This is a genomic window from Streptomyces sp. Y20, from assembly GCF_043195475.1.
In the GTDB taxonomy this organism is placed as follows: domain Bacteria; phylum Actinomycetota; class Actinomycetes; order Streptomycetales; family Streptomycetaceae; genus Streptomyces.
The window spans coordinates 371,127-383,669 of record NZ_JBIDDP010000002.1 but is presented as its reverse complement, the minus strand read 5'-3'; the positions used below and the strand labels follow the sequence as shown (position 1 = coordinate 383,669).

Annotated in this window: 12 protein-coding genes; 7 read left to right on the top strand and 5 right to left on the bottom strand. The window is 74.8% G+C overall.

Annotation, left to right across the window (positions count from 1 at the left end):
* Window positions 1–17: 17 nt before the first annotated feature.
* Entirely contained in the window at window positions 18–1,586 is a 1,569-nt protein-coding gene (locus ACGFT1_RS06770; RefSeq protein WP_373907955.1) for a carboxylesterase/lipase family protein, read from the bottom strand.
* A gap of 342 nt (window positions 1,587–1,928) precedes the next feature.
* Between ACGFT1_RS06770 and ACGFT1_RS06765 the strand changes: the two genes are divergently transcribed.
* Window positions 1,929–3,005 carry a LacI family DNA-binding transcriptional regulator gene (locus ACGFT1_RS06765; protein ID WP_373907954.1) on the top strand — a complete coding sequence of 359 codons (1,077 nt, stop codon included), beginning with the start codon at window positions 1,929–1,931 and terminating at the stop codon, window positions 3,003–3,005.
* A 30-nt stretch (window positions 3,006–3,035) separates the two neighbouring features.
* Window positions 3,036–3,239: a hypothetical protein gene (locus tag ACGFT1_RS06760; protein ID WP_373907953.1), complete on the top strand. Its 204-nt coding sequence runs from the start codon at window positions 3,036–3,038 to the stop codon at window positions 3,237–3,239.
* A gap of 131 nt (window positions 3,240–3,370) precedes the next feature.
* Here the strand turns inward: ACGFT1_RS06760 and ACGFT1_RS06755 are convergent, their stop codons facing one another.
* The 4 genes from ACGFT1_RS06755 to ACGFT1_RS06740 all read right to left on the bottom strand — a co-directional run bounded on the left by ACGFT1_RS06755 (window position 3,371) and on the right by ACGFT1_RS06740 (window position 6,512).
* Window positions 3,371–3,634, bottom strand: coding sequence for a hypothetical protein (locus ACGFT1_RS06755; RefSeq protein ID WP_373907952.1), 264 nt, complete (start codon window positions 3,632–3,634; stop codon window positions 3,371–3,373).
* Complete coding sequence (locus ACGFT1_RS06750) at window positions 3,631–4,494, bottom strand: oxaloacetate decarboxylase (RefSeq protein ID WP_373907951.1); 864 nt, start codon at window positions 4,492–4,494, stop codon at window positions 3,631–3,633. The genes ACGFT1_RS06755 and ACGFT1_RS06750 overlap by 4 nt, the downstream gene beginning before the upstream one ends.
* Before the next feature lie 159 nt (window positions 4,495–4,653).
* On the bottom strand, window positions 4,654–5,310 hold the full coding sequence (locus ACGFT1_RS06745) for a ThuA domain-containing protein (RefSeq protein WP_373907950.1): 657 nt from the start codon (window positions 5,308–5,310) through the stop codon (window positions 4,654–4,656).
* Window positions 5,311–5,357: 47 nt separating this feature from the next.
* On the bottom strand, window positions 5,358–6,512 hold the full coding sequence (locus ACGFT1_RS06740; RefSeq protein WP_373907949.1) for a YihY/virulence factor BrkB family protein: 1,155 nt from the start codon (window positions 6,510–6,512) through the stop codon (window positions 5,358–5,360).
* 292 nt (window positions 6,513–6,804) lie between these two features.
* On the opposite strand from ACGFT1_RS06740, the gene ACGFT1_RS06735 reads away from it, so the two are divergent.
* From ACGFT1_RS06735 to ACGFT1_RS06715, 5 genes are all read left to right on the top strand, one after another.
* Window positions 6,805–8,439, top strand: a complete 1,635-nt coding sequence (locus ACGFT1_RS06735; protein ID WP_373907948.1) for an acyl-CoA dehydrogenase family protein — start codon at window positions 6,805–6,807, stop codon at window positions 8,437–8,439.
* Window positions 8,440–8,852: 413 nt separating this feature from the next.
* Window positions 8,853–10,193: a GAF domain-containing protein gene (locus ACGFT1_RS06730; RefSeq protein WP_373907947.1), complete on the top strand. Its 1,341-nt coding sequence runs from the start codon at window positions 8,853–8,855 to the stop codon at window positions 10,191–10,193.
* Window positions 10,194–10,332: 139 nt separating this feature from the next.
* Window positions 10,333–11,667, top strand: a complete 1,335-nt coding sequence (locus ACGFT1_RS06725) for a hypothetical protein (protein WP_373907946.1) — start codon at window positions 10,333–10,335, stop codon at window positions 11,665–11,667.
* A 47-nt stretch (window positions 11,668–11,714) separates the two neighbouring features.
* Complete coding sequence (locus ACGFT1_RS06720; RefSeq protein ID WP_373907945.1) at window positions 11,715–12,287, top strand: GNAT family N-acetyltransferase; 573 nt, start codon at window positions 11,715–11,717, stop codon at window positions 12,285–12,287.
* Between the two features lie 127 nt (window positions 12,288–12,414).
* Window positions 12,415–12,498, top strand: a complete 84-nt coding sequence (locus ACGFT1_RS06715; RefSeq protein ID WP_345942706.1) for a putative leader peptide — start codon at window positions 12,415–12,417, stop codon at window positions 12,496–12,498.
* Window positions 12,499–12,543 lie beyond the last annotated feature (45 nt).

The window sequence follows — 12,543 nt, the reverse complement described above, 5'->3', positions numbered from 1 at the left end:
GAGCGGCGTGGGCCGTGTCAGCGGCGCGGGGTGTTCACCGAGTGGCGCAGACGGCGCAGGGCGGCGGCGAGTTCGGCGCCGGGGGCGCGGGGCACGGTGGTCCGCGGGGGCTCCGGGGTGCCCTGCGCGGCCGGCCACAGGCCGATTTCCGCGTCCCGCGGCCCGTACGCCGTGTACGGCACCCCGTCACCGAAGATCCGTACGGGATGCGTGGCGTCCCACGCCGGCCACCCGGGATCGCCGCTCGCCAGGAACCCGACCCACGCCCCGTGCATCGCGTCGCACAGTTCCTGCGGCGCGCCCTCGCCGGCCAGCCGCTTCGACTCGGGCGCGTCCCCGGTGCCGAACACGAAGCCCAGTTCCAGCGCGTGGCAGGCGCCGAGGCCGGGGAGGCGGGACGGCCAGGCGAACTCGTAGAGGTACGAGGTGCCGGGGCGGGCGTCGGCGACGCGGTGCAGCGGGACGCGCAGCAGGTGGTCGGTGACCATCTGCCCGACGATCTCCGCGGCCCCGGTGCCGGGACGCAGGGTGCGGTAGCCGCGCGGCACCTCGTGGCCGGTGCGGCAGCGGGCCATGGCCCCGGCCAGGGCGACCGGGCCGAGCCGGTCGACGCGCTCCCCGAGGCGGCCGGGCACGAACCACAGCCGGTACTCGTCCCGGGTCCAGCCCATCAGCAGGTCCACGCCCGGGGCGGCACCGGCGCCGGCCAGCGCGTCCAGCGGGTCCCGGGGCACGAGGCCGCCGTCCATGACGATGCCGAACGCGGGCCCGCCCAGCACCGGGCTGCTGAGCCGGCCGGCCTCGGCCTGGACCCGCAGGAGCAGGTCGCGGTCGACGGCGGCGAACGCCTCGGCGGTCGCCGGGACCTTCAGCCGGGCGGCCATGCGGCGCACCATCCGCCGTACCTTGTCCCGGTCGCAGACCCCGGGCGCGCCGCTCTGGAGCACCGCCCGCCGGATGAGCCCCCTGGTCGCGGGTGCGGCGAGCAGGACGCCGGCACTGATCGCGCCGGCCGACTGCCCGCACAGGGTGATCCGGTCCGGGTCGCCACCGAACGCCCCGATCGTCTCGTGCACCCAGCGCAGGGCGGCGAACTGGTCGCGCAGGCCGGGGTTCGGGGGCGCGTCCGGGAAGAGTCCGTAGCCTTCTACGCCCAGCCGGTAGTTGACCGAGACGCAGACGACCCCGTCACGGGCGAAGGCGGTGCCGTCGTACACCGGCACGGCTGAGGAACCCCTGGTCAGGGCCCCGCCGTGGAGCCAGACGAGCACCGGGAGCCGGGCGCCGGGACCGGGTTCCGGGGTCCACACGTTGAGGTTGAGGCAGTCGTCCCCGGGGATGACCGGGTCGGACAGGTACGGGGTGAACGCTTCGGAGTACGGGGGTTTCGGCGCGGTCGGCCCGAAGGCGCCGGCGTCGCGCACCCCGTCCCAGGGCTCGGGCGGCGCGGGCGGGCGGAACCGCAGGGGGCCGAAGGGCGGGGCGGCGTACGGGATGCCCCGGAACACCGCGACGCCCCGCTCGTACCGGCCGCGTACGGCACCGTGGGGCGTCATGGCCACGGGGTCCGCCCGGTCTGCCGTCATCGCCCACCAGCCTCTCGCCGCGTCCCGCACCGTGCCCGGCGGCGCGCGCGTCGCTCCACATCAGAGCATCACAGTGCGCGGAAGAATTCCGCCGCACAGGCCCTGTGCTGGGCCGTTCGGCGTACGCCGGCCGTGCGGGCCGGACGTGTGCCGGGCCGTGCGGCGTACGTCCGCGCGCCGGAACCCGGCCGGTGCGGATCCGCGCACGCCCGCCGTCTTCCCGCCATGGTCACGGCCCGTCTATCGTAGGAAGCGCTTTCTGTCCATCGCCGCGCGGGCGGCGGAGGCGGTGCCGGTCGCGGCTCCCGAGGGCCCACGGACGGGCCGGAGAGGTGGTTCCCCATGGTCCGAGCGGGAGGTGCGGGCGTGGCGGCCGGACCGACGCTGGCGGTGGTGGCCCGGGAGGCGGGCGTGTCCGTGCCCACCGCCTCCAAGGTGGTCAACGGCCGCGAGGACGTCGCCCCGGAGACCCGCCGAAGGGTCACCGAGGCGCTCGACCGGCTCGGCTACGTGCGCCGCCCGCGCTTCGACGCGGCGAAGGCACCGGGCCTGGTGGACCTGGTGCTGCACTCGCTGGAGGACTCCTCCTCGGGCGCGGTGCTGCGCGGTGCGGAGGCGGCGGCGTACGAGGCGGGCCTGGAGGTGGTGGTCTCGGCGGGGCCGGCCCGGACGCGTGACGGGCGGCCGGAGCGCGGCCGGCTGGAGAGGCTGGCCGCGCGCGGCTCGTCGGGAGCACTGGTGCACCTGGCGGAGCTGTCCGCGACGCAGTACGCGTGGCTGGAACACCACCGCGTCCCGTACGTGCTGATCGACCCGGCGCACGAGCCGCCGGCCGGCGTGGTGTCGGTCGGGGCGGCCGACCGGCAGGGCGGGGCCAGCGCGACCGGGCATCTGCTGGGGCTCGGCCACGAGCGGATCGCGGTGATCACCGGCCACCCGCGGACGGTGACGGGAGCCGCCCGTCTGGCCGGCCACCGGGCGGCGCTCGCCTCGGCCGGGATCCGGTACCGCGCGGAGTACCTGCGGCACGCGGGCGACGACGAGGCCACCGCCCGGCTGCGCACGCACGAGCTGCTGGACCTGCCCCGACCGCCGACCGCGGTGTGCTGCTCGGACCGGGTGGCGCTCGGGGTGTACACGGCGCTGGCCGAGCGGGGGTTGAGCGTGCCTGACGACATCAGCGTGGTGGGCTTCGGTGACCTGCCCGAGGCCCGTTGGGCGGTCCCGGCGCTGACCACCGTCCGCCGGCCGCTGGCGGAGATGGCGGCGGCGGCGCTGCGGCTGCTGATGCGGATGACGGCAGGCGAGCGCCCGGAGGGAACGCGCACGGAGCTGCCGACGCGGCTGGTGCGGCGGGCGAGCACGGCCCCACCGGCCGACTGCGTGAACGCTGCGGCCCGTTCGGACGCAGGACGGTGACCCGGGCCCGGCACGGACCGTTCGCCGGGCATGGACCGCACCACGCGTACCGCCGCGGCCCTCGCCCCGGCCGCGGTCGCCCTGGTCGCCGCCTACGGCACGGCCGACGCCACCGGCCACACCCTCGCCCCCGGACAGCGGCGCGTCACCGCGGCCTCGCCCACCGGCGCGCACGAACCGGAGGAGGACGTCGAGGTGGACGAGGACGGCCGCCCCGGCCTCACGGAGGTCTGAGCGCCTCCGCCACGGCACCACCGGTAACGGTCACGGCCGGGCATCTCCCGCACGGGATGCCCGGCCGTCACCTGCGTTCCGTCGCCCCTGGGCGCAGCGCCTTCGAGGTGCGTCCGGCTCGGCTCTGTGCCTCAGTCCGGTGCGTCGTGGGCGCCGGTGCCGAAGAGGGCCTCCACCACGTCCACGGCGCTGCCGTCGTGGTCGCTGCCGGCGGTGCCGCTGCCGGTCTGGAGGTTGGCCGTGCGGTCGACTTCCAGGATCGAGTCGGCGTGGGAGTTGTCGATCACGGTGATCAGGCCCCCGTTCCCGGCGGCGGCCGTGGCGTGGGGGCCGGCGCCGAGGAGTGCGGCGGCGACCGCCGCGACCACGCCGAGCCGGGGTACGGCGCCGGTCACACGCCCACTCCTTCGGGGGTGAGCCGCTCCGGGGCGATGTTGCGTTCCAGCAGGCTGGTGGCGGCCCGCACACCGACGCCGCTGGCGGGGTCCACCTCCGGCAGCCGGCCGTCGGCCGCCTTCAGACCGCAGAGCGCGGAGTCCACGGCCTCGTGCGCCGCGAACAGGCACGGGGTGCTGTAGATGGCCACGTCGACGCCGAGGTCGGACAGTTCACCGAGGGACAGACGCGGCGACTTGCCGCCGGCGATCTGGTTGAACAGCAGCGGCTTGTCCCCGACGACCTCCCGGATCCGCCGGATCCACGCCACGCTGCGCACCCCGTCGACCAGGACCACGTCCGCGTCGGTGGCCGCCAGCCGCTCGGCGCGGTGGAGGATGTCGTGCTCGTCGGTGGCGTCGGTGCGGGCGACGACGACCAGGTCCCTGCGGGTCTCCAGGACCCGGTGCAGCTTCTCTAGATACTCCTCCAGCGGCAGCACCTGCTTGCCGTCGGCGTGACCGCAGCGGCGGGGCCGCTTCTGGTCCTCGAGGATCACACCGGAGGCGCCGATGCGCTCCAGGCCCTCGACGACGTGGCAGGCGACCTCGGGGTCGACGTACCCGTCGTCGATGTCGACGAGGAGGTGGTGGTGGGGGAACGCGCCCCGCAGCCGCTGGACGAAGGCCACCATGTCGGGCCACGCGATGAAACCGATGTCCGGCAGGCCGTAGTACGAGGCCGCGAAACCGAAGCCCGAGACGAACATCCCGTCGTAGTGCTTGGCCGCGATCGATGCGGAGTACATGTCATACACGCCGATCAGCGGGGTGGTCCCGGGCCCGGCGATGCGCTCGCGCAGCTTCTTACCGTAAGTCAAGGTCCGGCTCCTTGTGTGGGTGGGTGACGCGGGACGGGGAGGGTCCGCCGCGTCTCGACGCCCTTTACCAAGACAAGAGCATCTCTAGAAACTCGCCTGACCTTCTGCCTACGCGCGCTTTACTCACCCCAATGGGGGTACGGGTTCACCGCAGAAACGTCACTCGGCGAGCCGCCCCGCCCAGGTGAGCCCGCCGATGAGGTGGCCGAGGAAGGCCGGGTCGCCGTAGGCCCCGGCCGTGTGACCGAGCGCCGTGTAGAACATGCGCCCGCCTGTCCGGTCCTGCTCCCGGCACCAGGCCAGCGGATGGTCCGCGCCCATCCCGCCGCCGTCGTACGAGGTCTCGTCGGCGCGCAGCAGCACCCGGGTCCGGCCGCGCGGCACCTGGTCGAAGTCGTACCACTCGTCGGTGAACTCCCAGACGAGCGGCAGCCCCCGCGTCGCGGGGTGGCCGGGGTCCGCGACGAGGGCGCGGCCGGGCTGGCAGGCGGGGTGCCGGGTGAAGCGCGCGCCGAGGAGTCCGCCGAACCACGGCCACCCGTACTCCGTGCAGGCCGCCGCGTGCACCCCGGCGAAGCCGCCGCCCGCCGCGACGTACTCCCGCAGCCGCTCACGTCCGTCCGGGGTCAGCACATCGCCGCTGGTGGAGAGGAAGACGACGGCCGCGAACCCGTCCAGCGGCCGTTCCAGGTCCGCGGGCTCCTCGGTGTGCTCGACCGCGAAAGGGCCGTGGGCCCGGACGGCGGCGACGGCGTCCGGGATGGAGTCGTGCCGGTAGTCGGTGGTGCGGGTGCAGAGGAGGAGACGGGGGGTCATGCGCCCATGGTGCCGCACGGCTTCCCCACCCCCCGTGGCCCGGACGGTCAGTGGTCCCGGTGCGGGGTGTCGCCGTTGGTCCTGTGGATGTGGTGGGGGTTCTTCGCGTGGGCGCGCAGGCGGGCCGTCACGTCCTCCGGGGGAAGGAAGCGGGACCAGCGTTCGGGGAACTCGGAGGGCATGTCGGGGTCGTCCGGGTCGGCGTCCAGGGCCGCCGCGGCGCGGGCGACGTACTCGGCGACCTGCGCCTCCCGCAGCCGGTCGTTCGCCTCGCGGGCGGCGGCCGTGGCCGCGGCGGGCCAGACCCGGTCGATGGCCGCGTTCACGGCCGCGCCGACCAGTACGGCGAAGGCGGACACGCCGATCCACAGCAGGACGGCGACGGCGGCGGCCAGGGAGCCGTAGATCGTGGCTCCCTCGATGGTGCTGGTGAGGTAGATGCGCAGCAGGAAACTGCCGAGGACCCACATCGCGAGAGCGACCAGCGCGCCGGGCACGTCCTCGATCCACGGCGAGCGGACCGGCACCGACACGTGGTAGAGGGTCGTCAGGAAGACGATGGAGAGGACGATCACGACCGGCCAGTACAGGACCTGCACGACCGTCGCCGACCAGGGCACGATCCGGACCACCGCGTCCGGTCCCGCCACCATCAGCGGCAGCGCCACCGAGCCGATCAGCAGCGCCACGACGAACAGCAGGAAAGCCATGATCCGGGTCTTGACGATGCCCCGGACGCCGTCGAGGCCGTACATGACGGTGATGGTGTCGATGAAGACGTTCACGGCGCGCGAACCCGACCACAGGGCGAAGAGGAAGCCTATGGAGATGACGTCGGGCCGGCCGCCCCTCATCACGTCGTGCAGGATCGGCTGGGCGATGTCCTTGACGCCCTTGTCGGACAACACCGTGCGCGAGGCCTCGAGGAGGTTGCTCTCCAGACTGTGGATGGTGTCGGCGCCGGTCCAGTCGTCGACGTAGCCGAGCAGCCCGATGAGGCTCAGCAGCAGCGGCGGCACCGACAGCAGCGTGAAGAACGCCGCCTCGGCCGCGAGCCCCAGGATGCGGTACTCCATGCAGGAGTTGACGGTGTCCTTGAGCAACAGCCAGGCGGTCCTGCGCTTGGAGACGTTCCGGTAGAGGGCTCTGGCCCGGTGGAGCCGGCCGGCGGGCCGCTCGGGGGGTTCACTTGCTGGCTGCACGTCCTAACGGTATCCGCCGAGCCGGGCCCGCCTCACCTTCCGGGGGCGGTCACCGGTCCGGCGCACCGGGTTTCCGTTCCCGCGGTCCGGTTTACCCGCTCCGGCGGGCCGGGCTCCCCTCACCCGTGGACCAGCCCTCCCGCTCCGGTGGACCACTCCCGTGGACCGGCTCTCCCGCTCCCGCGCCCCGCGTCTCCGGCCCGGCGCGCCCCCTCTCCGTCGTCGTGCCCGGATTCCGGCGACGTGCCACGGCGGGGGTCATCACGGCCGCCGTCCCGGGTAGGTGACCGGCATGGCAGGCACCCCCACGCACACCGTGACGAACCAGCCGCCCCCACTGGTCGGCTACGACCTCTTCACCGCCGACCGGGCCCTCACCGAGGCCGTCGGCCGCCACACCGCCCCCGACGTCCTGGACGAGGTGCGCGCCGAGCTGACCGCGCTCGGCCGGGCCGCCGGCTCGGCCCAGCTCCAGCAGTGGGCGGCGCAGGCCGACGAGCAGCCGCCGCGACTGCGCACGCACGACCGCTACGGTCACCGGATCGACGAGGTCGAGTTCCATCCGGCCTGGCACCGGCTGCTCGGCAAGGGCGTGTCGGCCGGGCTGACCGGTGCCTGGACGCGGCCGGCCGGGCACGTGCGCAGGGCGGCCGGGTTCCTGGTCTGGACGCAGGTCGAGGCGGGCACCTGCTGCCCGCTGTCGATGACCCACGCGGCCGTGCCCGCGCTGCGCGCCGACCCCGCGCTGGCCGCCGAGTGGGAGCCGCGGCTGACGTCGACGGTCTACGACCGGGCGTTGCGGGCCCCCGCGGAGAAACCCGGAGCACTGTTCGGCATGGCCTTGACGGAGAAGCAGGGCGGCAGCGACGTCCGCGCGAACACCACGCAGGCACGGCCCCTCGGGGAGGCCGGGACGTACCTGCTGACAGGCCACAAGTGGTTCTGCTCGGCGCCGATGTCGGACGCCTTCCTGGTCCTTGCCGGGGCGCCGGGCGGGCTGACCTGCTTCCTGGTCCCGCGGATCCTGCCCGACGGCACCCGCAACGTCTTCCTGATCCAGCGGCTGAAGGACAAGCTGGGCAACCGCGCGAACGCCACCGCCGAGATCGAGTTCGCCGGTACGTGGGCGCGCCGGGTCGGTGCGGAGGGCGACGGGGTGCGGACCGTCATCGGGATGGTCGCCGCGACCCGGCTGGACCGCGCGGTCGGCTCGGCGGGGCTGATGCGGCAGGCGGTGGCGCAGGCCGTGCACCACTGCACCCACCGGGCGGCCTTCGACGGGAAGCTGGCCGACAAGCCGCTGATGCGCAACGTCCTCGCCGATCTGGCGCTGGAGTCGGAGGCCGCGACCGCCCTGGCGCTGCGGCTGGCCGCCGCCTGCGACGACGGCGGCGAACGGGAGCGGGCCTTTCTGCGGCTCGCGGTGCCGGCCGCGAAGTACTGGATCACCAAACGGTGTGCGCCGTTGGCCGTGGAGGCCGCCGAGTGCCTGGGCGGCAACGGGTACGTCGAGGAGTCGGGCCTGCCCCGGCTGGTGCGCGAGTCACCGCTGAACTCGGTCTGGGAGGGCGCCGGGAACGTGCAGGCGCTGGACGTGCTCAGGGTGCTGGGCCGGGAGCCGGACGCGCTGGACGCCTGCCTCACCGAGATCGGCCGGGCGCACGGCGCCGATCACCGCCTGGACCGGGCGGTGAAGGACCTGTTCACCGAACTCGCCGATCTGGAGGGCATGGAGGGGCGGGCGCGGCGGCTGGTGGAGCGGCTGGCGCTGGTGCTCCAGGGGTCGCTGCTGGTGCGGCACGCGCCGCCGGAGGTGGCCGACGCGTTCTGCGCCTCCCGTCTCGGCGGCGATCACGGCGCCTCCTTCGGCACCCTGCCGGCCGGCCTGGACCTCAGGCCGGTGCTGGAACGGGCCCGCCCGGCCTGACCGCCCGGGGTCGACGGCAGCCCGCACACCGGGCCGACCCACCCGGGCCGCCTGGGACCGATGGCAGGGGGTGGTGCCGCGCCGACACGGCACCACCCCCGGCGTCCGGGCCCGTCGGGCCCGCGGACGCGCGGACGCGCGAGCGCGTCGGGGCCGAGATGGAGATCCACCCCAAGCCCTTGCCGGCTGGCCGCGCGGACGCGCGAGCGCGCCGGGGCCGAGTCTGCGCCGGTCCGCGGCGGTTCACCAGGGTTGCAGGAGGTTGCAACTCATGGGTGTTGTCGAAGAGGTGCCCGGAGTCCGTCCGTCCGCCGTGGCCGGAACGGCAGTATGGGAGACGCAGCCGGGCCGGAACCCGCCGTCCGGACGGTTTGACACCTGTGTTCGGCGCCCCTGTTTCCGAGAGGATCCCCGTGGGACACCCGCCGCTGGACGTGGCACGCCTGGCCGCCGTGGACGCGGCCCACGCGGCGCGGGTGCTGCGCGAGGTGCGTGAGGCCACGCTCTCGGGGCGACGTGCGCGGATGGCGCCCCGCCCGGTGATCGAGCAGTCGTGGGGGCGGATGCTGCGCGGCGGCCTCGATCCCGAGCACGATGTCAGGTCCGGGCTGCTGCCCCCGGACGAACTGCGGCGCCGGCGGCAGGAGTCACCCCTGCGGCACGTGCTGCCGGAGCTGCGGGAGGGTCTGCTCTCGGTCGCGGACGCCGCCCAGCACATCATGGTCGTCGCGGACGCCGACGGGCGCGTGCTGTGGCGGGAGGGAGCGGCGCGGGTGCTGCGCAAGGCCGACGGACTCGGTTTCGAACTCGGCGCGGACTGGCGGGAGGACGTCGTCGGCACCAACGGGGTGGGCACCCCGGCGGTGCTGCGGCGGCCCGTGCAGGTCTTCGCCGCCGAGCACTTCGTGCGGTCGCAGACCTCGTGGACCTGTTCCGGCGCCCCGATCACCGATCCCCGGGACGGCCGGCTGCTCGGTGGGGTGGATCTGAGCGGTCCGCTGGAGACCATGCACCCGGCGACGCTCGCCTGGGTGGACTCGGTGGCCAAGCTGGCCGAGGCCCGGCTGCGGGAGCTGCATCTGGACTCGCTGGAGCGGCTGCGGGCGGTGGCGGCGCCGGTGCTGGCCCGGCTGGCCGGGCGGGCGGTGGCCGTGGACCGGGACGGCTGGGCGGCGGCCGTGACCGGGATGCCGTACGTGCGGCGGGTGGCACTGCCGAAGGGACTCGCGCCGGGCCGCCGGTGGCTGCCCGCGCTCGGTGTGTGCGCGGTGGAACCGCTGGGCGGGGGCTGGCTGCTGCGGGCGGACGACGAACCGCCCGCCACCGCGGTGCCCCGGATCGTGCTGGATCTGGCCGGGCCGGACCGCCGCACGGTGACGGTCGTGGCGGCGTCGGCTTCCTGGACGCGGGAGCTGAGTCCCCGGCACGCCGAGTTGCTGTTCCTGCTCGCCGAGCACCGCGGCGGCCGCGGAGCGGCGGAGCTGGCCGAAGACCTGTTCGGGGACGCCTCCAGGACGGTGACCGTGCGGGCGGAGATCTCCAGGATCCGGCGGTATCTCGGCGAGTTCCTCCAGCACCGGCCGTACCGCTTCCGCGCGGATGCGGACGTCGAGGTGGTGCTGCCCGCCGACACCCGTGACCTGCTCCCCCGGTCCGCCGCTCCGGCAGTGGCCCGCGAACGGAACGGCGTGGACAACGGCCGGGCCGGGCCGCCCCGTCGGCACACGCCGGCGGCCCGGACGGTGGCCCCGTGAGCGCGTCTTCCGTCCATGTGCGCGGTCTTTGCCCTACGGGGCCCGTTCCTGCCGTAGCATCCCGTACGGGCCTCCCCATCTGCTCCTCGCGTCAACGTACGGACCATCAGGCGCAGTTGGCCCGCCCTCTGGAGGAGAGATGAAGCATCGCGGCAGGCACCGCCGGCGCAGGCGGGGAGCGGCACTGCGCGGCGTGCTGGCCGGGACCGCGCTGGCGCTGACCGCCGCCGCGACCCTGATCAGCGCGTCACAGGCCCAGGTCGCCGAGAATCCCGGCGCGCTCAAGCCGTTGACCTCCCCGGCGGACACCGGCCCGCTCCGGCTCCAGGAGCACCTGGTGCCCGGGCGCACCCTGGACCGGCTCGCCGCCGGGATGGGCCGCCCGGTCGGCGTGGACGCCGTACTGCGTGGCGCCGACCGCGCTCTGCGCGAGTCCGGCGACTGCTCCTCCGACGACCGCGCCTCCCTGCCCGTCGCCCCGGCCGCCGCCCGCGCCTACTGCTGGGACCCGGCCGACACCGCCTCCGGCGCCTGGCGGCCGGCCTCGGTGACCACCTCCGGGGACGCCGGCGGCGACGGTGTCTGGGGCACCCACCGGGTCGTCCTGGCCGGCTGGACCCACCGCGCGGGCACCGGCCGCCCCGCCGAACGGGGCCTGGCCCGGGTCGCCTTCGTCGACGCCGACGATCCCGCCCACCTCGCCTACCGCTGGGTGCTGCTGGTCGTGCCGACGCACGGCGGCCGGGACTACCGGCCGCTGGCCTCCGGGATCTCCGGCATGGTCTGGTACGAGAACAAGCTCCTGGTCACCACCAGGGCGGGCAGCGCCGACGCGCTCTACGTCTACGACCTCGACCGCATCCAGCGCACCACGGTCGACGGGCCGGCGATCGGCCGGGTGCCGGGCGGCTGGTCCGCCGACGGGTACCGCTATGTGCTGCCCGCGGTCGGCTCCTACCGTTTCGCCTCCGGCCGCTGTGCCGCATTCGGGCCGCCGTGTCCGGGTGCGCTGGCTGTCGACCGCGGTACGGCGCCCGACAGCCTGGTCGCCGCGGAGTGGACCGCGCCCGGCGGCGACCGGCGTACCCGTCTGTGGCGGTACGCGTTCAGCACCGACCCGGCGCGTGCCGGGTTGCTCGCCACGGACGCCGCGGGCCGCGCGGACCCGGTGGAGGCCTACCGGACCCGGGCGACCGGCGTCCGGGGCGTGCTGTCGTACCGGAAGGCCGGGGCGGACCGCCCGTCCTGGTATGTGGGACGCCTGCCCGGCTCGCAGGACGGACACGGCGGGCTGTGGCGGCAGGACACCGACGGCGCCCAGGGGGCCCGGTGCGGCTCCGACACCTCGCACCGCTGCTGGGCGCGGGACGCGGGCTCCCTCTCCTACTGGCAGGCGACCGGCGATGTGTGGTCGCTGTCGGACCGGATGCTGTTCGCCCTGCCCCTGGCCGGTCTCGACCGCTCCCTGGGCTGACCGGGGCCGATCGACAGACCGGGCGGCGGGATGATTCCCTGGCCCGCATGAGCAGCGTCCCTGTCACCACGTGGTCCCTGGAGCAGACCTCCCCGGCCGACCTCCTGCCCGCCGCCGCCCCCGACGGCGAGGTCCGGATCGTCCACGCCGGGGTGCCCTCCCCCGAGCTCAGCCGGTTCCTCTACGCGTCGGTCGGCGGCGACATCCGGTGGACCGACCGGCTGGGCTGGACGTACGCGCGGTGGCAGGAGTACCTGGACCGGCCCGGCGTGGAGACCTGGGTGGCCTACGACCGGGGCACCCCGGCCGGTTATGTCGAACTGGACCCGCAGGACGGGGGCGTGGTCGAGATCGCCTACTTCGGGCTGCTCCCCGCCTTCCGCGGCCGGCGCATCGGCGGCCATCTGCTGGCGTACGGCACGGCACGCGCCTGGGACCTGGCCGAGCGGTGGCCGCAGCGGACGCCGACGAAGCGGGTGTGGCTGCACACGTGCAGCAAGGACGGCGAGTTCGCGATGGACAACTACCAGCGGCGGGGCTTCAAGCTGTTCGACACCAAGGTGGAGCTGGAACCGGAAGGCGCGGCACCGGGTCCGTGGCCCGGCGCATACCCCGCCTGACCTGCCGGGACAAGACTCCGCGCGGCGCATGTGAGCGACGACACCCTCGTCCCACATTTCGGGACAAGGATGTCCACCTAATGGACGAAGCTGGACTGTGCCGAGATCGCCGTGACACGCTTCCGTCATGTCCGGAACTGGAGTTGCCTTGGTGAGTCGGCGGCACGTCGACCTCGGCCGCATGTCCAGCGCCATCTGTCCGGCGAGCTGACCACTCCGGCACCGCCGACCCCCCTCGCACCGATTCCTGCCGCGC

Coding starts and splice junctions, on each gene's coding strand:
- ACGFT1_RS06735 (WP_373907948.1), top strand. CDS start 6,805: ATGGCAGGCACCCCCACGCACACCGTGACGAACCAGCCGCCCCCACTG.
- ACGFT1_RS06745 (WP_373907950.1), bottom strand. CDS start 5,310: ATGACCCCCCGTCTCCTCCTCTGCACCCGCACCACCGACTACCGGCAC.
- ACGFT1_RS06760 (WP_373907953.1), top strand. CDS start 3,036: ATGGACCGCACCACGCGTACCGCCGCGGCCCTCGCCCCGGCCGCGGTC.
- ACGFT1_RS06765 (WP_373907954.1), top strand. CDS start 1,929: ATGGTCCGAGCGGGAGGTGCGGGCGTGGCGGCCGGACCGACGCTGGCG.
- ACGFT1_RS06715 (WP_345942706.1), top strand. CDS start 12,415: ATGTCCGGAACTGGAGTTGCCTTGGTGAGTCGGCGGCACGTCGACCTC.
- ACGFT1_RS06720 (WP_373907945.1), top strand. CDS start 11,715: ATGAGCAGCGTCCCTGTCACCACGTGGTCCCTGGAGCAGACCTCCCCG.
- ACGFT1_RS06770 (WP_373907955.1), bottom strand. CDS start 1,586: ATGACGGCAGACCGGGCGGACCCCGTGGCCATGACGCCCCACGGTGCC.
- ACGFT1_RS06725 (WP_373907946.1), top strand. CDS start 10,333: ATGAAGCATCGCGGCAGGCACCGCCGGCGCAGGCGGGGAGCGGCACTG.